Source organism: Bradyrhizobium sp. GW821-FHT12B03, assembly GCF_058807535.1.
Window position 1 is genome coordinate 1 of record NZ_JBXAQU010000005.1, and the last position, 24233, is coordinate 24233.

Genomic DNA, 24233 nt, shown 5'->3' on the forward strand with positions numbered 1-24233 from the left:
GAGGATGCGAAGGCGTGTCTGCAACCATACACTCGCTGTCATCGCCCGGCTTGACCGGGCGATCCAGTATTCCGAAGTGCCTATGATTCATCGAGAAGCCGCAGCGTACTGGATTCCCCGCCTTCGCGGGGAATGACATTGGTACTTGGAGAACGATGCTGTTGCTCCTTGCTCCGTCATTGCGAGCGCAGCGAAGTATGATGCTGAAGCCGTCGCGCTCTACACTTCCAGCATCACCGTCCCGCCGGCGCCGACATCGCGCCGTTGGCGTAGCGCGACCAGTCGGGCGCGGTCGGTTGCGACGGCCAGATCGCGGCGTTGGAGTCGCGCACCGACTGGGTCATGGGGGCGGGCTGCGCCTTGCGGGCGTGGTGGCGCTCGTTCGCCGCGGCGGTGTGGATGGTGGCGGCGGCGATCAGTGCGGCGCCGAGAATTGCGAAGGTCTTTTGCATGTTGTTTCTCCCGTGACGACGCTCCGGCTGTGGGTCATGTCGTCGTCGTCAGGCCTGACATGGCGATGTGCCTTGCCGAATATCAGCAGCGGGCGCTTCACGATCGGAAGGGTTGCCTTCACGATGGGGCGAGCCAATTTTTTGGTCCCGGCTAAATATTCGGCAATCGTGCCCGCAGCCGCGATGGACTTGGCCTGTGCAATCCGGTTCAATGAGGCGAATTGAGTTTTCAGGCGACAACGATGTCGAAATATCTGCTGGTCCTCCTCCTGATCGCCTCGCCGGCCATGGCGCAGGTCAAGCTGACTCCAAAGACCTCGGCGGCGCACCCGGACCCCTGCGCCCCGATCGGACGGACCGCGGACGGCAAGCTGGTCTACTCCATGAAATGCGAGAACCTGCCGGCGCCGCCTCCGCCACCGCCGCAGGCGGAACTGAGGGAGGCGCCCCCTTCGGCCGCGCCGGCCGCCGAGCCCGAGCCGGAGACCCGGCGGAGCGGCATTTTCGGCTGGTCCTACGACCGCAGGTGAGGTGCCGCGGCCCTTGCGCGAAGCCCGATGGAATGCTCTTTGCTTGAAAATTCCCCGTGGGGCCTTCAGGCACCCGATCCAGAGAGATGAGATGAGCAAACTCGTTATCCGCGCCGGCGACTACACCTTCGATGCCCGTTTCGAGGAGCAGGCGGCGCCCAAGACCGTTGCCGCGTTCCGCAAGGCGATGCCGTTCGAAAGCCACATCATCCATGTGCGCTGGAGCGGCGAGGCGGTGTGGATGCCGCTCGGCGACCTCGATTTCGGCGTCGGCTACGAGAACCACACCAGCTATCCCGCACCGGGCCAGATCATCCTCTATCCCGGCGGCATCAGCGAGACCGAGATCCTGATGGCCTATGGCGGCGTCAGCTTCGCGAGCAAGATGGGCCAGCTCGCCGGCAATCACTTCATCACGGTGACCTCGGGGCTGGAGAATCTCGCGACCCTCGGCAAGAGCGTGCTGTGGAAGGGCGCCCTGCCGATCCGCTTCGAGGAAGTCTGAGTGGCTGACACCCGCTACCCGCGCGACCTTCGCGGCTACGGCCGCAACCCGCCGCATCCGCAATGGCCGGGCAATGCGCGGGTGGCGGTGCAGTTCGTCGTCAATTTCGAGGAGGGCGGCGAGAACAACATCCTGCACGGCGATCGCGCCTCGGAAGCGTTCCTGTCCGATGTGCTGGGCGCGCAGCCCTGGCCGGGCCAGCGTCACGCCAACATCGAATCGATGTTCGAATATGGTTCGCGCGCCGGCTTCTGGCGGCTATGGCGGATGTTCGATGAGCGGAAGTGGCCGACCACCGTGTTCGGTGTCGCCACTGCGCTGAAGCGAAATCCGGAAATTGTTGCCGCGATGAGGGAATCCGGCTGGGACATCGCGAGCCACAGCCTGAAATGGATCGAGCACAAGGACATGACCGAGGCGCAGGAGCGCGCCGAGATCGCCGAGTCGATCCGCGTCCACACCGAGGCCACGGGATCGCGGCCGCTCGGCTGGTACACCGGGCGCTCCTCGATCAACACCAACCGCCTCCTGATGGAGGAGGGCGGCTTCGTCTATCTCTGCGACTCCTACGCCGACGATCTGCCCTATTGGGTCAAGGGCACGAAGGGCAAGCAGCTCATCATTCCCTATACGTTAGATGCCAACGACATGCGGTTCATCAACCCGCAGGGCTTTGCCGAAGGCGAGCAGTTCTACACCTATCTGAAGGACGCCTTCGACGTGCTCTATGCCGAAGGCGAGACTGCGCCGAAGATGATGTCGGTAGGACTGCACTGCCGTCTCGCCGGCCGGCCCGGTCGGGCTGCGGGACTGATCCGTTTCCTCGATTACATCGGCAAGCACGAGCGCGTTTGGGTGCCGACGCGGCTCCAGATCGCGCAGCATTGGCACGACAAGCACGCGCATCTTGCGGTCGATGCATTCGAGATCGGGTAAGCAAGCATGTCGCAACTCTCGCTCGCCGATCTCAACGCTGCTGACAAAGCCGACTTCGTCGCGGCGCTCGCCAACGTCGTCGAATATTCGCCGTGGATCGCGGAGAAGATCGCCGAGCAGCGGCCATTCGCCGGCATCAACCAGTTGCATACCGCGTTGATGGCCGCGATCCAGAGCGCCGAACCCGACGTGCAGCTGGCGCTGATCCGGGCGCATCCCGATCTCGCCAACAAGACCCAGCGCGCGGCGGGCCTGACGGCGGAATCCACCGACGAGCAGAACAGCGCCGGGCTCGACCGGCTGTCGGACGCCGAATACGCCGCGTTCGAGCGCGTCAACACCGCGTACCGAGACAAGTTCGGCTTCCCCTATATCGTCTGCGTGCGCCGTCACACCAAGGATTCCGTGCTGCACGACTTCGAGACACGGCTGCTCAATATCGGCAAGACCGAGACGCGCCGCGCGATCGAGGAGATCGGCCGCATCTCCGCGCTGCGGCTCGATCAGCTCGTCACTGCCGACGACAAGCTGAAGGTGCACGGCCGGCTCTCGACGCATGTGCTGGACAATCACGCCGGCAAGCCCGCTCCGGGCATCCCCGTGGAGCTCGTCGAGCTCGCCAGCCTCGGCGAGAGCCGCGTCATCGCACGCACCGTCACCAACGCGGACGGCCGCACCGACCAGCCGTTGATCGGCGGCCGTCCGCTGCCGATCGGCCGCTACGAGCTCCGCTTCCGCGTCGCCAAATATTACGCCGAGCGCAACGTGCCGCTGTCGGACCCGCCGTTCCTCGACGAGATCCCGCTGCGCTTTGCGATCAGCGAGCCGGAAAATCACTACCACGTTCCCCTGCTGGTGACGCCCTGGAGCTACGCGACCTATCGCGGCAGCTAAACCGGAATGTGCGTGGTTGAATTGATGCGAACCGAGAGCTCAGATCACCTCTCCCCGTCGGGGAGAGGTGATCCCGCTCGCCGATCTAACCTAACTCTATCGCGCTCTAGACATGTTGCGCGGATGAGGCGACCGTCACTGCATCCGCTTCCGCCGCTGCACCGCCGCTCAATCCGTTGAAGAACGCGTTGAGCAGCACCGAGACGATTGCGCAGAGCAGAATGCCCGATTCCAGCAGCGGCTGCAGATCATGCGGCAGACTCTTGAAGAAGCCGGGGGCGGCGAGCGGGATCAGGCCAAAGCCGATCGAGATCGCGACGATGAAGAGATTGTAGCGGTTGGTGCGGAAATCGACCGCGGTGAGGATGCGCGCGCCCGTTGCAGCGACCATGCCGAACATCACGAGGCCCGCGCCGCCGAGCACGACCAGCGGCACCGCCTCGACCAGCGCGGCGAGCTTCGGCAACAGGCCGAGCCCGAGCATGATGCAGCCGCCCGTCACCGTCACCCAGCGCGAGCGCACGCCTGTCACCGAGACGAGGCCGACATTCTGCGAGAACGAGGTGTAGGGAAAGGTGTTGAAGATGCCGCCGAGCAGCGTGCCGACGCCGTCGGCGCGCAGGCCCCGGCTCAGCGCTTCGCGGTCGACCGTCTTGCCGGTGATGTCGCCGAGCGCGAGGAACATGCCGAGCGACTCGATCATCACCACGATCATGACGACGCACATGGTGACAACAGGCACCAGATGGAATTGCGGCATCCCGAAGCGGAACGGGATCACCAGCGCGCCCCAGGAGGCGGCAGCGACCTTGTCGAAATGCATCACGCCCAGAATGGTCGCGAGCACGGCGCCGGCGATGATACCAAGCAGCACGGAGACATTGGCGAGGAAGCCGGTGCCCCATTTGATCAGGGCGAGAATGAACAGCAACACGAACAGCGAGATGCCGAGGCCCTGCAATTGCCCGTAGGCCGGATTGGGAAAGCTGCCGGCGACGCCGTCGACCACCTTCGTCAGCGTCGGCAATCCGCCGCCGGCCCAGTTGATCCCAACCCGCATCAAGGAGATGCCGATGACGAGAATGATGGTGCCGGTAACGACGGGCGGAAACAGCGGCAGCAGCCGGCTGACGAAGGGGGCGACGACGATGCCAAACAGGCCGGCTGCAATCACCGAGCCATAGATGCCCAGCAGGCCGATGTCAGGTGAAGCCGCCATGGACAGCATCGGGCCGACAGAGGCGAACGTCACGCCCATCATCACGGGCAGGCGAATGCCGACCCCGGGGAAGCCCAGGCATTGCACCAGCGTCGCAAGCCCGCAGGCGAACAGGTCGGCGCTGATCAGGAAGGCGACGTCCTCCGGCGGCAGCTTCAGCGCGCGTCCGATGATCAGCGGCACGGCGACGGCGCCGGCATACATCACCAGTACGTGCTGGAGCCCCAACGCGAGCAGGCGCGGGATCGGCAGGACCTCGTCGACGGGATGGACCTCGCTGCTCATGAATAAATCCCCCGAAATAGGCCTAACCAAATTTGTCGTGCAGCGCCGGAAACAGCCGGTCCGGCTTGAAAGGCGGCGCCGTGAAGCGGATGCCGGTGGCGTCTGCAATCGCGTTGCCGAGCGCGGCGGCGACCGGGTTGTACGGGCTCTCGCTCATCGACTTCGCCCCCAGCGGTCCGATCGTGTCGGAGGTCTCAGCGAAGAAGACCTCGGTGCGCGGCACGTCCGCGAAGGAGGGCAGGTGATAGTCGCGGAACTTCGGGTTGGTGACGCGGCCGTCCGCGTCGATCACCATCTCCTCGTAGAGCGCCGCACCAAGCGCCTGCGCGACGCCGCCCTCGACCTGGCCGCGGCACTGCATGGGATTGGCGACGATTCCGGCATCCGCCGCCTGCACGCTGCGGAGAATCCTGAGCTCGCCGGTGCCCTTGTTCACGGCGACGCGAAAGCCCTGGACGTTGAAGCCGACCGAGCGCGGGGTTCCGCCGGAATTGCCGCTGGCCGCGAGCGGTTGGCCACGCTCGCGTGCAAGCTTCGCCAGTTCGGCAAAGGACATCCGTCGGACCCCGCTGACGACGGCCTCGTCCTCGAGCATGCAGCTCTCGACGTTGCAGAGCCAGGCATCTGCGGCCGCCGCCTTCAGCTCGGCCGCAAGCTGCATGGCGGCTGCGTGCGTCGCCTTGCCGGCAACGAAGGTGCCTGCGCTGCCATAGGCGCCGGTGTCATGGCCGCCATGGGCGGTGTCGGACTGGCGCAGGCGAATCCTGTCGACGGTGGTCGCCAGCGTCGTCGCGGCGATCTGGCGGTGGACGGTGCTGGTGCCGTTGCCGAACTCGGCGGTGCCGACGGTGAGGTCGAAGCCGCCGTCGTCGTTGAGTGCGATCATGGCGTCCGCGATGTGGCCGGCCGGCGGCACCGTGTCGATCATGGTCAGGGCAACGCCATCGCCGATCAGCCAATCAGGCGACAGGTCCGGTTGCGGGCCGTCCGCCTGCATCGCGCGTTCGACGAGATCGAGGCACTGGTCGAGCCCGTAGGAGCCATAGAGCACGTCGTGAAATTCGGACGGCGGCGGCGACAGCATGGGATCGCCCGGCTTGACGACGTTCAGCCTGCGCATGTCGTAGGGGCTGATGCCGAGCTGCCTTGCCAGCTCGTCGATCGCGGCCTCGATCGCGATCAGCGTCTGCGGCAGGCCATAGCCGCGAAATGCGCCCGCTGGCACCGTGTTGGTGTAGACGGCGTAACCGTCCACCCGCTTGTTCGGGCAGTTGTAGACGCTGATGGACTCGGCCAGCGAGTGGAACATCACCGGGCCGGCGTGATTGCCGTAGGCGCCGGTGTTGGAGAGCACGTCGAGCTGAAGTGCGGTGAGCTTGCCGTCGGCATCGGCGCCGGCCTTGATGTGGACCCGCATCGGATGCCGCGTCGAGGTCGCGATGAACTGCTCCTCGCGGGTCAGCTCGAGCTTCACGGGGCGCCCCGTCTTCAGCGCGGCGAGCGTGAGGATATCCTCGACGAACATCTCCTGCTTGCCGCCAAAGCCGCCGCCGACGCGCTCGCAGAACACGCGGACCTTGTCCGGGGGAAGCTGGAAAATGTCGGACAGCGCGCGCCGGGTCAGGAACGGCACCTGCGTCGAGGTGCGGACGTTGAGCACGCCGGCTTCATCGAGCCAGGCGAGACCGCCATGGGTCTCCAGCGCAGCATGCTGCACGCGATGGCTGTGGAAGGTTGCCTCGTAGGTGACGGCGGACGTGGCGAGCGCCGACGCGACATCGCCGTACTCACCATGCGTCTCCGCGGCCAGGTTGCGCTGGGCGTCGGCGATGCGATTTGCGGTGGTGCGGTCGGGATGAATGATCGGCGCGCCCGGCGCCATCGCCTGCTCTGGATCGATCAGCGCAGGCCAGATCTCGTAAGTGACCTCGATCCGGCGGCACGCCTCCTCGGCGGCGGCTTCGCTCTCGGCCACGACCGCGGCAACCTTCTGCCCGATGAAGCGCACGACGTCGTCGAGGATGCGGGTGTCCTCGGGATCCATCCAGTCCTTCTCGTGCCGCGCCGTCGAGATCAGCACCGACGGCGCATCCTCATGCGTCAGCACCGCATGCACGCCGGGAACGCTGAGCGCCGCAGCCTTGTCGATCGCGACGATCCTGGCGTGGGCGTGCGGCGAGCGAAGCAGCTTGATGTGAAGCAGGCCGTCAATCTGCGTGTCGAACGTATAGCGTGCCGTGCCGTGCACGACATCGGGGCCTGCGGGCGCCGGCAGGCTGCGGCCGAAGGCGGCGCCGGCTTCGACGCTCTCCTCGACATTGATCTTGCCGAGCAGCGCGTCCTCGATCGCACGATAGCCGGTGCAGCGGCAGATATTGCCCTTCAGCGCCGCGCCGAGATCGGTGCGCTGCGCCTGGTTCAGCGAGGCGCAGGTCAGGATCATCCCGGCGGTGCAGAAGCCGCATTGAAAGCCCTGCGCATCGAGGAAGGCCTGCTGCATCGGATGCGCGCCGTGGTCCTCGCCGAGGCCCTCGATCGTGGTGACCGCGCGGCCCTCGGCGCGGAACGCCGGGATCAGGCAGCTGTGCACCGGCTCGCCGTCGAGCAGCACGGTGCAGGCGCCGCAATCGCCGGCATCGCAGCCCTTCTTGACGCCGAAATGACCGAGCTCGCGCAGGAACGTGCGGAGGCACTGGCCGGCGCGCGGCTCCTGCGGAAACGTCTTGCCGTTGACCTCGAAGCTCATGACGGCACAGCCCCCAGGAGTTCGCCGCGAATCTCTTCAGCGAGCCGCAGCGTCATATGCTTGCGCCAGAGCGGCTTGCCATGGATGTCGGTGTGGTACAGGTCGTCCGTGATCTGCTGCATGATCGCGTCGCGAAGCGCATTCGCATCCGGGGCCTTGGCGAAGGTGAGCCGGATCGGCCGTACCGTCGATGCGGTGACGGTCAGCGCGAGCGTGCCGTCGGCATCGAGGTTGCCGATCAGGAGCGCCGCCGAGCGGCCGACCGGGGCGAGCGAAATCTGGCGAAACGCCGTGCGGCGCTTCAGTGCGGCAATCGGGATATCGATCTGCCGCAGCAGGTCGCCGGGCGTCAGGCGGTTGCGCTGGTTGCCGGTGACGAAGTCGATGACGGGAATCTTCTGTTCGCCGCCGCCGGCCTTCCAGATCGTGCAGACGCCGTCGAGTGCTGATGTGAGCGAGATCATCGGTCCCGCCGGCAGCGACATGCAGAGATTGCCGCCGACGGTCGCGGTCTTCCAGATCTTGAACGAAGCAAGGAACGCGCGGCAGCACTGGTTGATCAGCGGCGCTGCGAGCCAGTCGGGCGGGCACGCGAAACCATCGATCTGCGCGACAGTGCAAGTGGCGGCAATGCCGAGATGGCTCTCGGTGATGGTCAGCGCCGGCCATTTCAGATCGGTGAGATCGATCAGCCGTTTCAGCTGCGCTTGCGGCTCCGAGAACAGCCAGGTGCCGCCTGCGAGCCAAGCATCACCTGGCGTCCAAACGGGCAGCTGCGCGCGCGTTTGCGGATGGGCTACGGCTGTGATGGTATTCAAGTCCATGGCTGCGCCAGCGCTTGCGTCGAGTGATTTGCACCGAGAGAAAGTCTTGCAAGACCAGAGCCAAGTCGCAACAAGAAGTCGCAGCGGAAACGCGATCGGGCTGGCCTCCACCTTGCAGGTCTGCCGTCAGCGGATGTGGGGAGAAACAGGATCATGAGCGACACAAAGCCGATCTGGATCAGGGACCCCCTGGCGATCCTCGCCGACGGCGCCGGACGCGGGATCGTGGTGAAGGATGGCCGAATCGTCGAGCTCGTGCCGGCCGGCGGCACGCCCGCGACCGCGGATGTCGCGATGTTCGACGCGGGCGAGCACGTCGTGCTGCCGGGCCTCATCAACACCCATCATCATTTCTACCAGACACTGACGCGGGCGCTGCCGGCGGCGATGGACCGCGAGCTGTTTCCCTGGCTTCAGGCGCTCTATCCTGTGTGGGCGAAGCTGACACCGGAGCGGCTGCAGCTCGGCGTTACCGTGGCGATGTCCGAGCTGCTGCTCTCGGGTTGCACCACGACGACGGATCATCACTACGTGTTTCCGGCGGGACTCGAGGAGTCCGTCGATATCGAGGTCGAAGTCGCGCGGCGGCTTGGCATGCGCGTGCTGCTGACGCGCGGTTCGATGAACCTGTCGCAGCGCGATGGCGGCCTGCCGCCCGACAGCGTCGTGCAGGACGAGGACACGATTCTCGCCGACAGCGCGCGCGTGGTGACGAAATATCACCAGCGCGGTGCGGATGCGATGGTGCAGATCGCGCTTGCTCCTTGCTCGCCCTTCTCGGTGACGACCTCGCTGATGCGCGCGACCGCCGACCTCGCCGGCAAGCTCGATGTGCGCCTGCACACCCATCTCGCCGAGACCGAGGACGAGAACAAATTCTGCCAGCAGATGTACGGCTGCCGTCCGCTCGACTATCTCGAGCAATGCGGCTGGCTCAACGCGCGGACCTGGCTCGCACATGGAATCTTCTTCAATCCGGATGAGATGAAACGGCTCGGCAAGGCCGGGACGACCATCAGCCATTGTGCCTGTAGCAACCAGCTTCTGGCGTCCGGTTGCTGTCCGGTCTGCGAGATGGAGGAGGCCGGCGTCGGGATCGGCATCGGCGTCGACGGTTCGGCCTCGAACGACGGGTCGAACCTGATGCAGGAGATCCGTGCGGCCTTCCTGCTGCAACGTGCGCGCTATGGGGTGGCGAAGGTCAGCCACAAGGATGCGCTGCGCTGGGCCACCAAGGGCTCGGCCGCCTGCGTCGGGCGGCCGGAACTCGGCGAGATCGCGGTCGGCAAGGCTGCCGATCTGGCACTGTTCAAGTTGGACGATCTGCGCTTTTCCGGCCACGGCGACCCGCTTGCCGCGGTCGTTCTGTGCGGGGCGTATCGGGCCGACCGGGTCATGGCGGCCGGGAAATGGGCTGTGATCGACGGCGCGATCCCGGGACTGGATGTCGCCAATCTCATCCGCCGCCACAGTTCCGCGGCGCGGGCGATGCAGGCGGGATAGGGGGAATAGAAAGAGGGGGCAACCACAAGTGCCGGGTGCTTGTGGCTACCCCCTCCGAACCTGTTCCGGGAGGAGCAGGTGATCTGGGCAATGCAAGAAGCGTGCTACTTGCCCGGCAGCTTGTCGTCGATGCCCTTGACGTAGAAATTCATACCGAGAATCTGGCCGTCAGCGAGATTGGCGCCGCCCTTGCACTCGACCTCCTTGCCGTCCTGCCCAACGATCGGGCATTTGAACGGATGGAGCTTGCCACTGGTGATCGCGGCCTGGGCATCCTCGGCCATTTTTTTCACGTCGTCGGGCATGTTGGTGTAGGGCGCCATCGCGAACATGTGGCTGTCGAGGCCGCCCCAGGTGTCCTCGGACTTCCAGGTGCCGGCGAGCTCGGCCTTGACGCGCTCGATGTAGTAGGGACCCCAGGTGTCGAGGATCGAGGTCAGCTGGGTCTTGGGTCCGAACTTGATCATCTCGGAATCCTGGCCGAAGGCGAGCTTGCCGCGTTCGCTGGCGATCTGCATCGCCGCCGGGGAATCCGTGTGCTGCATGATCACGTCGGCGCCCTGGTCGATCAGCGCCTTGGCGGCGTCGGCTTCCTTGCCCGGGTCGAACCAGGTGTTGGCCCAGATGATCTTGACCTTGATGTTCGGATTGATGGTCTGCGCCGCGAGGATCGTCGCGTTGATGCCGGAGACGACCTCGGGAATCGGGAACGAGCCGATATAGCCGAGCACGCCGGACTTCGACATCTTGGCCGCGATCAGGCCCTGGATGTAGCGGCCCTGGTACCATTTGGCCGAATAGGTCGACATGTTCTTGTCGCGCTTGTAGCCGGTGGCGTGCTCGAAATGCACGTTCGGATATTTCTTGGCGACCTTCAGCGTCGGGTCCATGTAGCCGAACGATGTGGTGAAGATCAGCTTGTTGCCGGCGCGGACGAGCTGCTCGATGGCGCGCTCGGCGTCGGGACCTTCGGGGACATTCTCGAGCGTGGTGGTCTCGATCTTGTCGCCCAGTTCCTTGACCAGCGCCAGGCGTCCCTGCTCGTGCTGGTAGGTCCAGCCGAGATCGCCCACCGGGCCGAGGTAAATGAAGCCGACCTTCAGCTTGTCGGCGGCGGAGGCTGCACTGACGCTGCCGGCAAGCAAAAGCCCGGCAGCCAGCGCAAGAAGTGATTTTCTCATCATCGATCTCCAGATAGTCGGGGAAAGCCACGATCCGCAACGCGCGCGCCCCATCGCGCCCGCCGCGGAAATGAAACTCAGCGGTCAGGCACGAAAACGGTGCCGAGCGCGGCCGGTGCGGTCGAGCCGCCGGTGCGCGCGCGGGAGAGCAGGACCAGCACGATGACGGTCGCGAGGTAAGGCAGTGCCGACATGAATTGCGAGGGAATGCCGACGCCCCAGCCCTGCGCGTGCAGTTGCAGGATCGTCACCGCGCCGAATAGATAAGCGCCGACCACGAGCCGGCCGGGCCGCCAGGACGAGAACACGACGAGCGCCAGTGCGATCCAGCCGCGGCCTGCGGTCATCCCGGGAATGAAGAACGGCGTGTAGGCGAGCGGCAAATAAGCGCCGGCAAGGCCTGCACAGGCGCCGCCGAACATCACGGCAAAGGTGCGGATGCGCAGCACGGGATAGCCGAGCGCATGCGCCGAGACGTGATTGTCGCCGCAGGCGCGCAGGATCAACCCCGCCCGCGTGCGGTACAGGAACCACCAGACAGCGACGATCAGCGCGATGGAGAAATAAACGAAGGCGTCTTCGCCGAACAGCACGCGGCCGATCAGCGGGATGCCCGTGAGGCCGGGAATGGCAAGATGCACCGCCGGCGTGATGCGCTCGCCGACGAAGCCGGCGCCGATCAGGCCGGAGAGCCCGATGCCGAGAATGGTCAGCGCCAGGCCCGTCGCGACCTGGTTGACCGCGAGGCCGAGCGCCATCAGCGCGAAGATCAGCGACATCAGCATGCCCGCGGCGATGCCGAACAGCGCGCCGATGAAGATCGAGCCGGTCAGCCAGGCGCCGGCAAAGCCGCAGGCGGCACCAACGATCATCATGCCCTCGACGCCGAGGTTGAGCACGCCGGAGCGCTCGGTCACGAGCTCGCCGGTCGCGGCGATCAGGAGCGGCGTCGATGCGGCGAGCACCGCGAGGATGATGGCTTCAACGAGTTCCACTGGCCACCTGTCGGTTCGGGAAGACCAGCTTGAAGCGGTAGAGAATGAGGGAGTCGCAGGCGAGCACGTAGAACAGCAGAATGCCCTGAAACACCTTGGTGACGTCCAACGGGATCTTCATCGCGATCTGCGCCTGCTCGCCGCCGATAAAGGTCAGTGCGAGAAAAAGGCCTGCAATTAATATTCCAAGGGGGTTCAGCCGTCCGAGGAAAGCGACGATGATCGCGGTAAAGCCGTAGCCCGGCGAGATACCGGGCTGAAGATGTCCGACCGGACCTGCGACCTCGATGATGCCGGCAAGACCCGCGAGCGCGCCTGACACCGCGAAGGTCAGGATGATCAGCTGGTTGGCGTTGAAACCGCCGAACCGCGCCGCGCGCGGCGCAGCGCCGACAACCCGGATTTCGAATCCCTTGATGGTTCGTCCGAGCAGGATCGCCGCGGCGGCGACGACGAGCAGGGCGATGATCGAACCGAGATGCAGCCGGCCGCCTTCGATCAGCAGCGGCACCGTCGCGACGGGATCGAATTCGGCCGTGGTCGGGAAGTTGAAGCCGTTCGGATCGCGCCAGGGACCGCGCACGAGGTAGTCGAGAAAGAGATCGGCGACATAGACCAGCATCAGGCTGGTCAGGATCTCGCTGGCGCCGAACTTCACCTTGCAGATCGCCGGGATCAGAGCATAGAGCGCGCCCGCGGCGGCGGCGAGGACGAGCATCGCCGGCAGCACCCAGGCCCCGGCATCGGTGCCTTGCGTCTTCACCGCGATCCAGCTTCCGGCAACCGCGCCGATCAGGAATTGCCCCTCGGCACCGATGTTCCAGGCGTTGGCGAGATAGCAGAGCGACAGCCCGATCGCGATCATCACCAGCGGCGTCGCCTTCACCGCGATCTCCTGGAGCGAATAGCCATCGGTCAGTGGCGCAATGAAATAGGCGTGCAGCGCGAGAAGAGGATTTTTGCCGAGGATCGCGAACAGGATGGTCATGGTGACGATCGTCAGGCCGATCGCGATCAGCGGCGAGACCAGCGCAATCGTATTGGAACGCTCGGCGCGCTTCTCAAGCACCAACTGCATGCGCGGCCTCCTTCGGCTCCAGGCTGCTTCCGCCCATCAGAAGACCGAGCTTTTCGCGAGTCGCCTCGCTCGTTGCGAGCGGCGCGGACAAATGGCCGTGGAACATCACGGCGATGCGGTCGGCGATCTCGGCGAGTTCGTCGAGATCCTGGCTGGTCACCAGCACGGCCGCGCCCGCAGTCGCGAGATCAAGCAGCGCCTGCCGGATCACAGCGGCGGCGCCGGCATCGACGCCCCAGGTCGGCTGGCTCACCACCAGGACCGCCGGATTGCGCAGGATCTCGCGACCGACGATGAACTTTTGCAGATTGCCGCCGGAGAGGGATGCTGCTTCCGGATCGCGCTTGGCCTTGCGTACGTCAAAGGTTTCGGTCGCACGGTCCACGGTCTTCAGCGTGGCCGCGGTGTCGATGAAGCCGCGATGGACCATGCCGCTGGCGGCATGCCCGGTCAGAAGCGCGTTCTCCGACAGCTTCATGCGCGGCGCGGTGCCGTGGCCGAGCCGCTCCTCGGGCACGAAGGCGGCGCCCAGCTTGCGCCGTTGCGTGATCGACAGATGCCCGGCGGCGATGCCTTCGATCACCACCGTGCCCGGGTCCTGCGAGAGCCGCTCGCCGGAGAGTGCGGCGAACAGTTCGTCCTGGCCGTTGCCGGCGACGCCGGCGATGCCGAGGATTTCGCCGCCTTTGAGCTCGAACGAGATGTGCTCGAGCCGGACGCCGTGCGCCTCGGCCGGTGCAAGCGAGAGATCGTTGACGACGAGCCGCGGCACGGTGGTCTTCCGGCCAGCGGCAGCTTTCACTTCCTTGATCTCGCCGCCGACCATCATGCGCGCGAGCGAGGCGGCGGTCTCGAGCCTGGGATTGCAGGTGTCGACCTTCCTGCCGCCACGCAGGATCGTGGCGGTGTCGCAGAGCCGTTTCACCTCCTCAAGCTTGTGGCTGATGTAGAGGATGGCGCGGCCTTCGGCCTTCAGCCGCTCCAGCACGATGAAGAGCTGGTCGGCTTCCTGCGGCGTCAGCACGGCGGTAGGCTCGTCCAGGATCAGGAATTTCGGATCCTGCATCAGCGCGCGGACGATCTCGATGCGCTGACGTTCGCCGACCGACAATTGCCAGACCTCGCGCTTGGGATCGAGCGGCAGTCCATAGGTCTTCGATACCTGCTCCAGCCGCGCAGACATGTCCTTGAAGGACTCTTTGCCGTCGAGGCCGAGCGCGACGTTCTCGGCTACGGTGAGGTTATCGAACAGCGAGAAATGCTGGAACACCATGCCGATGCCGCGGCTGCGAGCTTCCGACGGACCGGACAGCACAATCCGCTCACCCTGCCAGCGAATCTCGCCGGCGCTGGGCTGGATCAGACCGTAGATCGCCTTGACCAGCGTCGACTTTCCGGCGCCGTTCTCGCCCAGCAAGGCGTGGATTTCCTTCGGCCAGATGTCGATGTCGATGGAATCGTTGGCGAGGAAATCGCCATAGCGCTTGGTGAGCCCGACCGTCTGAAGCAGCGGGGACTCGCCGGAATGCAGGCCGTTAGGCGTCGGATCTAACATTCGCTGATGCGCTTGCATGGGGTGAAGTGCCTCAATAGTGAGCTAGTTTGAACCGTCGCGTAAGGTGTGAAAAAGCGTCATCCCTTGCTCAACGCTTCGGCAGGCGGCTGATGTCGGCGAGTCGCCGACGCGGATCGCGCAACAGCGTCCAAGACCGTCCTTGCAGGCGCGGCCCGCGCGGGACCGCTGTTGCAGATTTGTGACGGTTCAAGCCAAATCGGAATAGGCTGTGCAGGCTTGACGTGAACTTGAGCAAAGTCGCGCCACCACGCGTATGCACTTGCAGGCCGACGTGAGGGCCGCCTCCGACCTTCATCTCAGCATCTCCGCTGCGACACGAAAGGCAAATAAAATCAAACGGGAATGTCCGGCAATGGCCGGCTTTGCCCTGCCGCATGCGGGGCGGCTGCGTGCACCGGCCCCCTCAAATTTCCACCGTCAAAAGCCGCCGGGTGCCGAAACAAGCGGCATGCCTTGAAAGAAGTTGAGGCTTCTCACCCCGGGAGATCGGCGCAAGTGTCGCACCCAAGGGACGTTCATTTTTACGTGTCCAAACTTGGGGGTATTCAGGATGTCGTTTCGTTTCAAGGCAATTGCAGCGGCCGCGCTGTCACTTGCTACGCTCGCCACCTCTGGCGTGGCCCAGGCGGCGGATCTGCCGGTCAAGGCTGCCAAGAAGGCGGCCGACCTCCCGTTCTTCCTGGTGATCGACAACCGCGTGTCATTCTCCTGGATGCCCAAGGGCACCGATCCCGGTATGTGGAGCGTCCGTCCGGACGGCAGCATCAACGGCACTACGGCCAAGCAGGTCTACTCCTTCACCCATTTCGACCTCTGGGCCTACGGCACCAACTTCTTCACCATCTCGATGTTCAAGTCCGGCAAAAACGATCCTGCCAGCCCATGCGTCGCGCCCGGCGTGACCATCACTGGTGGCCTTAACGATTGCGCGGGCGCAACCGAGATCTACGGCCTGTTCCGTTCGACCTTCGGCTGGAACGAGATCTTCAACACCAAGGCCTTCACCATGGGGCCGCTGCACAACATCTCGTTCGAAGTCGGCATGGACGCCAATACCGAGAACAACTTCCTCGCGCCCGCCAAGCGCGACGTCGTCGCCGGTCTGCAGTTCGCCTTCGATCTTCCCTACAAGGGCTACTTCAACGTCGCGCCCTTGATGTATTACGAGTTCCTGAACCACAACGCCTTCACCCAGTGCGGCCTGTTCGGACCGGGCGTGGCGGGCGTGACCTGCAACTCCGACGGCAACGTCAGCTACAAGCCGACCTGGGCCGTCGAAATCAACTACTACATGGATCTCGGCTTCCTGCCGCCGAACATGCAGTTCTGGTCGATCAGCGGCCGCGCCGGCTGGTACGGACCGAAGGGCGACTCGAACGGTCTTCCTGCGCTTTCGGGCGCTGGCATCTTCAGCACCAAGTCCAAGACCGAGCTGAACAGCGAACCGATCCGCCTGACCTTCGATGCCTCGAAGGCGGTTTGGGGTGACAAGTACTCGCACTTCGTCGACCTCTGGGTCGCCTATCGCTACTGGCAGAACAAGTTCGGCCTCGACCACAACGCCATGGCCGGTGTCTGCACGGTCGCCGCGACGGGTCAGAGCACCAAGAGCTGCACCGAGTCCACGGTCTACGGTGGCATCACTGTGAAGTTCTGATCGGCTGACGGTCTTCAAGTTTGGATGGCGCCGCGCAGGAATGCGCGGCGTCATCTGCCTGTGAAGATCAACGCTGCCGTAGGGTAGGCAAAGCGACTTGTCCGCCGTAGCTCGAAGAGCGAAGGCGGAAGCGTGCCGACCACTTCTGCTTCAATTGCATTCAATTGGTGGGCACGGCGCAAGGGCGCCTTTGCCCACCCAACGATTCTGAGTTTGTGGCAGCGCCTACTTCGTCCACACGCCGTCGTGCAGCGCTTCGGCTTCGTCTTCCAGCAGCGGCCCAACGACCTCCGTCGGCCGCTGGCCGCTGGCGAAGACCATGCGACAGGGCAGGTCGAGCGTCGGGTTCTCCGGGTGGTTGCCGGTGACGCCGCGCAGGCGGTGTTCGCTGAGGCCGTAGACCACGCGGCCGATGCCGGCCCAGTAGATTGCGCCGGCGCACATCGCACACGGTTCTGCCGAGGTATAGAGCGTGGCCTGCGCAAGCACCTCGCGGCTGAGCGTGCGGCTGGCCTGCGTGGCCGCGAGGCGCTCGGCATGCGCAGTGCCGTCGTGGTCAGGCATGTAGCCGTTCTCGGTTTCGATCAGCACCTTGCCGCCCGCATCGACGACGATGCAGCCGAACGGATGGTTGCCATGGGTGAGGGAACGGCGGGCGACCGCAAAGGACAGACGCAGAAAGTGCTTGTCGCGCTCAATTGCGCCGCTCATCGCTGCTCCGCGGATCAATGACCTGCCATGTGCCGGCCGACCACGGTGAGGTCGGCTTCGCTGGTCCGTGCTTCATACACGAATTCGCCGTGGAACATCACTACCAGTCGATCGGAGAGTTCAAGCAGTTCGTCAAGGTCCTCGCTGACGAGCAGCACCGCGGCGCCGCGGTTGCGCGCGGCCATGATCTCCGCGTGGATCTGCGCCACGGCAGCGAAGTCGAGGCCGAAGCAGGGATTGGCGGCGATCAGCACCTCGACGTCGCCGCCGAGCTCGCGGGCGAGCACGGCGCGCTGGACGTTGCCGCCCGAGAGCGCCGAGATCGGCGTATCGGGCGTGCGGGTCTTGATCTTGTACTGCCCGATCTTCTTCCTGGCGTCGTTGCGGAAGGCGCTGCGATTGAGCCACCAGCCGCCGCTGGCGAACGGCGCACGGTCGAACTCGCGGAAAGCGATGTTGTCGGCGACGCTCATGCCGCCGACGCAGGCATTCTTCAGCGGCTCCTCGGGCAGCAGTGACATCTTGTGACGGCGCATCTCCTCGCGGCTGGCGCGATAGGGATCGCCCGCGACGCGGATCTCGCCGCTCTCGGCTGCGCGCTGGCCCGCCAGCACCTCGACGAGCTGGCGCTGGCCGTTTCCGGAGACGCCGGCGATGCCGACGATCTCGCCGGCGCGCACGGTGAGCGAGACGTCGTGGACGGCGATGGCCCCAGCATCATCGAGCGCGCGGACCTTTGCGATCTCAAGGCGCGCTTGTCCGGCTTCGCCGGTACGGGCCGGCTGCACGGTCAGCTCCTCGGCACCGATCATGGTGCGCGCCATCGCGTCTGGCGTCAGCTCAGCGACCTTGCCGGCTCCGGCGAGCTTGCCGCGGCGCAGGATCGTGACTTCGTCGGCGAAGGCCATGACCTCGCGGAATTTGTGCGTGATCATCAGGATGGTCAGCTCGCCCTTGACCACCATGTCCCGGAGCATGCCGAGCACCTCGTCGGCTTCCGCCGGTGTCAGCACCGAGGTCGGCTCGTCCAGGATCAGGAAGTGGCGCTTGAGATACAGCTGTTTCAGGATCTCGCATTTCTGCCGTTCGCCGGCCGAGATGTCGGAGACTTTCGCGGAGAGCGGCACCTTGAAAGGCATCCGCGCCAGGAAGGCCTCGAGCTCCTTCATCTCCTTCGACCAGTCCACCACGGCCGGCACATTGTCGCGGGCCAGCACGAGGTTTTCGGCAACCGTCATGGCCGGCACCAGCGTGAAGTGCTGGTAGACCATGCCGAGGCCGAGGGCGTGCGCGTCCTTCGGGTTGGCGATCGCCTGCTCGCGGCCGCCGACGATGATGTCGCCTTCGGTCGCGTGGTAATAACCCATGATGCATTTGACGAGCGTCGATTTTCCGGCGCCGTTCTCGCCGAGCAGGGCATGGAACGAGCCCGGCCGCACCTTCAGCTCGACATTGTCGAGCGCCAGGAAATCGCCGAAACGCATGGTCATGGCGATGGCGTCGACGCCGAAGGCGCCTGACGGCGGAGGCGTTTCGCCGATGATCACGAAATCGCTCCGATGAAGGCATCCGAGGTCGAGACCGCGCCGAACACGCCGCCCTGCATCGTGATCATCTTGAGCGCGTGGTCGTGGTTGCTCTTGTCGGTCGCGCCGCAGCAATCGTGCAGCAACACGCATTCGAAGCCGCGGTCGTTGGCCTCGCGCATGGTGGTGTGGACGCAGACGTCGGTGGTGATGCCGGTCAGCACGATGTTCTCGACGCCCCGAACGCGCAGGATCAGCTCCAGATCGGTGGCGCAGAACGAGCCCTTGCCGGGCTTGTCGATGATGGGCTCACCCGGCAGGGGGCTGAGCTCCTCGATGATCTCCCAGCCGGGCTCGCCGCGCACCAGGATGCGGCCGCACGGGCCGGGATCGCCGATGCCGGCGCCGATCTGGCGCGAGCGCCAGCGCTTGTTGGCGGGGAGGTCGGAGAGATCGGGGCGATGGCCCTCGCGGGTATGGATGATGTGGAAGCCTTGCTTGCGCATCGCGGCGAGCAGCCTCTTGATCGGCTCGATCGGCGCCCGCGTCAGCGACAGGTCATAGCCCATCTTGTCGACATAGCCGCCGACGCCACAGAAATCGGTCTGCATGTCGATGATAACAAGCGCGGTGTTCTCGGGGCGGAGGTCGCCATTATAGGGCCAGGCGTAGGGCTCGGACTTGATGTAGCGCTCGGGCATGACTTCGCTCTCTAGCGGGTGATCGACAATTCGGCCGGGGCTCCGGTCAGCGTGCGTTTCGGCGAGCAGGTGATGATCATGATCGCCAGCGTCAGGATGTAGGGCGCGGCGTTGAAGAGGTGGTAGCCGGAGGTGACACCGACCGATTGAAGCGCCGGTCCCAGTGCGGCGGCTCCGCCGAAGGCGAGCGAGGCCCACAGGCAGAGCAGGGGATCCCAGCGCGCGAAGATGACGAGCGCGACTGCTGTGATGCCCTGTCCGGAGGACAAGCCCTCGTTCCAGCTTCCGGGATAGAACAGCGACAGGAACGAGCCGCCGATGCCGGCGAGGAAGCCGCCGACCATGGTGGCGCGCAGGCGGATCAGCAGCACCGAATGGCCCATGGCGCGTGCGGCGTCAGAGCTCTCGCCGGCGGTGCGGATGAGAAGGCCCCAGCGCGTGGTGCGGAAGGCCCAGTACAGGATCGGCGCCAGCGCGACGCCGATCAGGAAGAGGACGTTGACGCGCAGCGCGGCGCGCACCTGCGGGATGTCGCTCCACCAGCCGAAATCGATCGCGGGCAGGCGCGGTGCGGTGGGCTCGATCAGCGGCTTGCCGAGATAGAAGGCGAGGCCGGTGCCGAACAGCATCAAGGCGATGCCGACCGCGACGTCGTTGACGCGCGGCAGTGAGCAGATGCCGGCATGCAGTGCGCCGAGAAGCGCGCCGGTGATGCCGGCGGCGAGGACTCCCAACCATGGCGATCCCGACAGATAGGAGATGCCGTAGGCACTCATTGCGCCCATCACCAGCGTGCCTTCGAGGCCGAGATTGATGCGGCCCGAGCGCTCTGTGATGCATTCGCCGAGGCTCACGAACAGGAACGGGGTGGAGACGCGAATGGCGCCGCCGAGCACGGCGAGCGGGACGGTCCAGAGTCCGATCGATCCGTCTGCCATCAGGACTTGCCTTTCAGAAATCCGATGCGGCCGTAGAGCGCATCGCTGGCGAGCACGAAGACGAAGATGATTCCCTGGAGCACCAGCACGGACGCGTCGGGCAATCCCAGGCGACGCTGCAACAGGCCGCCGCTGGCGCTGATGCCGCCGAGCAGGATCGCGACGGGAATGATGGCGAGCGGATTTTGTCGCGCCAGGAACGCGACGAGGATGCCGGTGAAGCCGTAGCCGGCCGCGAGATTGGCGTTGGTTCGCCCCTGCACGGCCGCGACCTCGACCATGCCGGCAAGGCCTGCCGCGCCGCCGGCGAGGAAGCAAACGGTCAGGATCAGCTTGCTGACGCCGAGGCCGACGATCTTCGCGGCGCGGATGTTGCCGCCGGCAACCCGCGCGGCGAAGCCGAACACGGTGTGATAGATCAGGATGTAGGCGGCGATCGCCGCGATCAGTCCGAACACCAGACCCCAATGCACGTCGGTGCCGGGGATGGAGCCGATCATGTTGGCGGCGCCGATCTCGCGGGTCGACGGCTTGTTGAGGCTGGCGGGATCGCGCATGAGCCCCTCGACGAGATGGTTGAGGACCGCGAGCGCGATGTAAACGAGCAGCAGGCTCGAGATAGTCTCGTTAACGCCGCGATACTGCCGCAACGCGCCGGACAGCATGATCCACAATCCGCCGCCGATCACGCCGGCGATGACCATGGCGATCTGCACGACGAGCGGCGGCATGCCCTGGAGGGCGAGCGCAGCACTCGTCGCGGACAGCGCGCCGATCAGCAGCGCGCCTTCGCCGCCGATGATGACCATGCCGAGCTGGGCGGGCAGCGCCGTGCAGAGCGCGGTGAGGATCAGCGGTGCAGCGCGCGTCAGCGTGTTCTGCCAGGAGAACCAGGTGCCGAAAGCGCCGTAGTACATGTAGAAATAGAGGTCGAGCGGGTTCTTGCCGAACATCGCGACGAAGATGCCGAAGACCACGAGCGCGCCGGCGAGCGCCGCGCCCGGGATCAGGATGTACTCAATCGTTGCGCCGTGGCGTTGGAGGAATCCCGGATCGGCGGCCGGGGCGATTGTCCCGACCGCGTCAGTGGAATCCGCCGCTTCCGTGGTCACGAAGTCGCTCCGATCACGCCTTCGACGAGATAGTCCATCTTTTCCAGTTCGGGATCCTTCTGGCCGCGATCGGTGCCCGCCGCGATGACCGTCTTGCCCTTGTTGTCGACGAGCCCTCCCTTGAAGATCGCGTAACCTTCTGCCGACAAGAATTTGGCCTTGATGTCGTCGGCATGCTTGCGCGCCTCGGCGGAGACGGCTTCGCCATAGGGCGAGGTCTTGACGATCTCTTCCTTGAGGCCGCCGCGATAGAAGTTCGGGATGCTCTCGCCGGCGGCGATCATCTTGACGAACTTCGGATAGAGCGCTTCCCAATTCCACTCGGCGCCGGTGAGATACGCCTTCGGCGCGAGCGGCGACTGGTTGGTGTGGTAGCCGCAGACGAAGGCGCCACGGCGCGCCGCGTTCTCGACCATCGTCTTCGGCCCGTCGACGTGGCAGGTGAGGACGTCCACGCCCTGGTCGATCAGGCTATTGGTGGCTTCGGCTTCCTTGACCGGCATCGACCAGTCACCGGTGAAGATCACCTGCGTGGTCGCCTTCGGGTTGGCGAGCCTGGCACCGAGCGTGAAAGCGTTGATGTTGCGCAGCACCTGTGGAATCGGTTTCGCCGCGACGAAGCCGAGCTTGCCGCTCTTGGAGGTGTAGCCGGCGACGATGCCGGAGATGTACTGGGCCTCGTCGATATAGCCGAAATAGCTGCCGGCGTTCTTCGGGTCCTTGTCGGTCCAGAGGCCGCCGCAGTGCTCGAAGCGCAGCTTCGGGAACTTGTTGGCCATCTTGATCATGTGCGGATTGTAGTAGCCGAACGAGGTCGGGAAGAGCAGGGTGGCGCCGTCGAGATTGATCATGGACTCGATCGTCTTCTCGACCGCGTCGGTCTCCGGCACCTTCTCTTCCTCGACGACCTTCAGCCCGGGAATCTTCTTCAGCGCCGCCGCGCCCTGCGCGTGTGCCTGGTTGTAGCCGTAGTCGTCGCGCGAGCCGACATAGATGAAGCCGATGGTGGTGTCGGCCGCGAAGGCCGGGCGGGCGCCCGCCGCCGCGCCAAGGGTGAGGGCCGCGCCGCCCTGCAACAAATGACGTCGTGAAATCCTGCCAAAATCCATTGCCTGCTCCCCTTGGCGGATGCACCGCCTTGATCTCGCGGTCACCGCCGGTCTGGCGGAGCCGGGATAAGTTGTCGCAAGCTTTGTGCCAGAGGCTATAGATCGCGCATCTATTCGCAAGTATTTGAAAAATAACGTTTATATCTCTTTCAAAATCTTGCCGAGGAAACCGGCAGATTAATTTATAAGCAATATTATCCGATTGTATGCAGCGGAGTTAAGCAATCTTAACCAGCTGTCGCATGTGTATGACCGGCGTCGGACGGTCTGCCGGCAAGCCGCAATCATGCTAACCACGCGCTGATTGGGTCGGTGCTGGCCGCGTGATTTTGCTGGCACCGAACTTGTATCGATTGTCGCCAGGACCGCCGCCGCTGCGGTCCGAGAAGATGGAAAGCTCGACCGAGATGGGTGCTGCTACCGCCGTTCACGATGCATCGCTCGGCAAGGAGATTGTTCGCCGCATCGACGAGCTCGGCGCGATCTCGGAAGAGACCGACAAGCTCACCCGCATCTATCTCAGCAAGGAGCTGCGCGCGGCGGCGGATCTCATCCTCGGCTGGATGCGCGAGGCCGGCATGAGCGCGCATCTCGATGCGATCGGCAATGTCTGCGGCCGCTATGAGGGCGAGCGGCCGGCGGCGCCCTGCCTGATGCTCGGCTCGCACTACGACACGGTGCGCGATGCCGGCAAATGGGATGGGCCGCTGGGAGTAATCACGGCGATCGCCTGCGTCGCCGATCTCAATCGCCGCGGCAAACGTCTGCCGTTCGCGATCGAGGTCATCGGCTTTGCCGACGAGGAGGGGGTGCGTTTCGCCTCCACGCTGCTCGGCAGCCGCGCGGTGGCCGGCACCTTCGACGAGAGCGTCCTGAACACGCGCGATCGCGACGGCCTGTCGATGCGCGATGCGCTCGTCAAATTTGGCCTCGATCCGGACCATATCGGCGCGGCCGCACGGACCCGGCGCGAACTGCTCGCCTATCTCGAATTGCACATCGAGCAGGGGCCGGTGCTGGAAGCGCAGAACCTGCCCGTCGGCGTGGTTACCGCGATTGCGGGCGCGACACGGCTGGCCGCGCGGCTGAACGGCATGGCCGGTCACGCCGGCACCGTGCCGATGGCGCTGCGCCGTGACGCGCTCGCTGGCGCTGCCGAATGCATCGGCGCGATCGAGCAGTTCTGCCGTACCGACGAGGGCGGGCTGGTTGGCACCGTCGGCTACATCCAGGCGCGGCCCGGTGCGACCAATGTCATTCCGGGCGAGGTGTCCTTCACCATCGACATGCGCGCGCCGACCGACATGCACCGCAAGCGCGCGGTCGCCGACGTCGTCAGACAGATCGAGGCGATCGCAAAGCGCCGGCAGTTGGCGCTCCAGCTCGACGTCACCCACGAGAACCGCACCGCGCCCTGCGCGCCCTGGCTCAAGGACCAGATCGCGCAGGCGATCGCCGCGGAGGGCGTTTCCGTGTTCGAGCTGCCGAGCGGGGCCGGGCACGACGGCATGGCCATGATCGACATCGCCGATGTCGGGATGATCTTCGTCCGTTGCCGCGGCGGCGTCAGCCATCACCCGGACGAGCACGTCGAACTGGCCGACGCCGACACCGGTGCGCGGGTGCTGCTCAGGGTGATCGAGAAATTCAGCCCGCGGGAGGGGTAGGCCGGCACGAACCGAGCGCCAGGATCCCGGACGTCATAGAGGCGAGACACGAATCAGCCATGCTTGGAATGGTGACCGGCCAGCACCG

The 24233-nt window shown here is 65.2% G+C and carries 21 protein-coding genes; 7 read left to right on the forward strand and 14 right to left on the reverse strand.

The genetic code is table 11. The annotated features are described in order from the left end of the window. Positions 1 to 233 precede the first annotated feature (233 nt). Complete coding sequence (locus AC1RUR_RS11520; RefSeq protein ID WP_492843923.1) at positions 234 to 452, reverse strand: hypothetical protein; 219 nt, start codon at positions 450 to 452, stop codon at positions 234 to 236. 242 nt (positions 453 to 694) lie between these two features. Here AC1RUR_RS11520 and AC1RUR_RS11525 point away from each other — a divergent pair, with 242 nt between their 5' ends. The 4 genes from AC1RUR_RS11525 (at position 695) to uraD (ending at position 3317) form a co-directional block, all read left to right on the forward strand. Next, positions 695 to 982, forward strand: a complete 288-nt coding sequence (locus tag AC1RUR_RS11525) for a hypothetical protein (RefSeq protein WP_492843925.1) — start codon at positions 695 to 697, stop codon at positions 980 to 982. A gap of 91 nt (positions 983 to 1073) precedes the next feature. Then, a complete protein-coding gene (locus tag AC1RUR_RS11530) occupies positions 1074 to 1487 on the forward strand; it encodes a DUF3830 family protein (RefSeq protein ID WP_008134648.1) in 414 nt (137 codons plus the stop codon). Next, the gene (puuE, locus tag AC1RUR_RS11535; protein ID WP_492843927.1) at positions 1488 to 2423 is read left to right on the forward strand and encodes an allantoinase PuuE; all 936 of its coding nucleotides are present in this window, start codon (positions 1488 to 1490) and stop codon (positions 2421 to 2423) included. Positions 2424 to 2429: 6 nt separating this feature from the next. Beyond that, positions 2430 to 3317, forward strand: coding sequence for a 2-oxo-4-hydroxy-4-carboxy-5-ureidoimidazoline decarboxylase (uraD, locus tag AC1RUR_RS11540; protein WP_492843929.1), 888 nt, complete (start codon positions 2430 to 2432; stop codon positions 3315 to 3317). A gap of 106 nt (positions 3318 to 3423) precedes the next feature. Here uraD and AC1RUR_RS11545 read toward each other — a convergent pair whose 3' ends face one another. From AC1RUR_RS11545 to AC1RUR_RS11555, 3 genes are read right to left on the reverse strand one after another with little or no spacing between them, the layout of a single operon-like run. Further along, entirely contained in the window at positions 3424 to 4821 is a 1398-nt protein-coding gene (locus AC1RUR_RS11545; protein ID WP_492843931.1) for a nucleobase:cation symporter-2 family protein, read from the reverse strand. Positions 4822 to 4843: 22 nt separating this feature from the next. Continuing rightward, a complete protein-coding gene (locus tag AC1RUR_RS11550; RefSeq protein ID WP_492843933.1) occupies positions 4844 to 7567 on the reverse strand; it encodes a molybdopterin-dependent oxidoreductase in 2724 nt (907 codons plus the stop codon). Further along, a complete protein-coding gene (locus AC1RUR_RS11555) occupies positions 7564 to 8391 on the reverse strand; it encodes an FAD binding domain-containing protein (RefSeq protein ID WP_492843935.1) in 828 nt (275 codons plus the stop codon). The genes AC1RUR_RS11550 and AC1RUR_RS11555 overlap by 4 nt, the downstream gene beginning before the upstream one ends. A 153-nt stretch (positions 8392 to 8544) precedes the next feature. Here AC1RUR_RS11555 and AC1RUR_RS11560 point away from each other — a divergent pair, with 153 nt between their 5' ends. Then, positions 8545 to 9894: an 8-oxoguanine deaminase gene (locus tag AC1RUR_RS11560; RefSeq protein ID WP_492843937.1), complete on the forward strand. Its 1350-nt coding sequence runs from the start codon at positions 8545 to 8547 to the stop codon at positions 9892 to 9894. 104 nt (positions 9895 to 9998) lie between these two features. Here the strand turns inward: AC1RUR_RS11560 and AC1RUR_RS11565 are convergent, their stop codons facing one another. The 4 genes from AC1RUR_RS11565 to AC1RUR_RS11580 form a co-directional block, all read right to left on the reverse strand. Further along, a complete protein-coding gene (locus AC1RUR_RS11565) occupies positions 9999 to 11075 on the reverse strand; it encodes a BMP family ABC transporter substrate-binding protein (protein ID WP_492843939.1) in 1077 nt (358 codons plus the stop codon). A gap of 77 nt (positions 11076 to 11152) precedes the next feature. Next, on the reverse strand, positions 11153 to 12070 hold the full coding sequence (locus tag AC1RUR_RS11570; RefSeq protein WP_492843941.1) for an ABC transporter permease: 918 nt from the start codon (positions 12068 to 12070) through the stop codon (positions 11153 to 11155). Next, the gene (locus AC1RUR_RS11575; RefSeq protein WP_492843943.1) at positions 12057 to 13148 is read right to left on the reverse strand and encodes an ABC transporter permease; all 1092 of its coding nucleotides are present in this window, start codon (positions 13146 to 13148) and stop codon (positions 12057 to 12059) included. Before AC1RUR_RS11575 ends, AC1RUR_RS11570 begins: the two co-directional genes overlap by 14 nt. Then, a complete protein-coding gene (locus AC1RUR_RS11580) occupies positions 13132 to 14703 on the reverse strand; it encodes an ABC transporter ATP-binding protein (RefSeq protein WP_492843945.1) in 1572 nt (523 codons plus the stop codon). The genes AC1RUR_RS11575 and AC1RUR_RS11580 overlap by 17 nt, the downstream gene beginning before the upstream one ends. 571 nt (positions 14704 to 15274) lie before the next feature. On the opposite strand from AC1RUR_RS11580, the gene AC1RUR_RS11585 reads away from it, so the two are divergent. After that, positions 15275 to 16381: a hypothetical protein gene (locus AC1RUR_RS11585; RefSeq protein ID WP_492843947.1), complete on the forward strand. Its 1107-nt coding sequence runs from the start codon at positions 15275 to 15277 to the stop codon at positions 16379 to 16381. A 225-nt stretch (positions 16382 to 16606) separates the two neighbouring features. Here the strand turns inward: AC1RUR_RS11585 and AC1RUR_RS11590 are convergent, their stop codons facing one another. From AC1RUR_RS11590 to AC1RUR_RS11615, 6 genes are read right to left on the reverse strand one after another with little or no spacing between them, the layout of a single operon-like run. Beyond that, positions 16607 to 17092, reverse strand: coding sequence for a nucleoside deaminase (locus AC1RUR_RS11590; RefSeq protein ID WP_492843949.1), 486 nt, complete (start codon positions 17090 to 17092; stop codon positions 16607 to 16609). A gap of 14 nt (positions 17093 to 17106) precedes the next feature. Then, positions 17107 to 18639 carry an ABC transporter ATP-binding protein gene (locus AC1RUR_RS11595; protein ID WP_492843951.1) on the reverse strand — a complete coding sequence of 511 codons (1533 nt, stop codon included), beginning with the start codon at positions 18637 to 18639 and terminating at the stop codon, positions 17107 to 17109. Beyond that, entirely contained in the window at positions 18636 to 19319 is a 684-nt protein-coding gene (gene biuH, locus AC1RUR_RS11600) for a biuret amidohydrolase (RefSeq protein WP_492843953.1), read from the reverse strand. The genes AC1RUR_RS11595 and biuH overlap by 4 nt, the downstream gene beginning before the upstream one ends. An 11-nt stretch (positions 19320 to 19330) precedes the next feature. Continuing rightward, positions 19331 to 20257 carry an ABC transporter permease gene (locus tag AC1RUR_RS11605; RefSeq protein ID WP_011088891.1) on the reverse strand — a complete coding sequence of 309 codons (927 nt, stop codon included), beginning with the start codon at positions 20255 to 20257 and terminating at the stop codon, positions 19331 to 19333. Beyond that, entirely contained in the window at positions 20257 to 21369 is a 1113-nt protein-coding gene (locus AC1RUR_RS11610; RefSeq protein ID WP_492843956.1) for an ABC transporter permease, read from the reverse strand. Before AC1RUR_RS11610 ends, AC1RUR_RS11605 begins: the two co-directional genes overlap by 1 nt. After that, positions 21366 to 22478 carry a BMP family ABC transporter substrate-binding protein gene (locus AC1RUR_RS11615; RefSeq protein ID WP_492843958.1) on the reverse strand — a complete coding sequence of 371 codons (1113 nt, stop codon included), beginning with the start codon at positions 22476 to 22478 and terminating at the stop codon, positions 21366 to 21368. The genes AC1RUR_RS11610 and AC1RUR_RS11615 overlap by 4 nt, the downstream gene beginning before the upstream one ends. Before the next feature lie 407 nt (positions 22479 to 22885). Here AC1RUR_RS11615 and AC1RUR_RS11620 point away from each other — a divergent pair, with 407 nt between their 5' ends. Further along, a complete protein-coding gene (locus AC1RUR_RS11620; RefSeq protein ID WP_492843960.1) occupies positions 22886 to 24145 on the forward strand; it encodes an allantoate amidohydrolase in 1260 nt (419 codons plus the stop codon). Positions 24146 to 24233 lie beyond the last annotated feature (88 nt).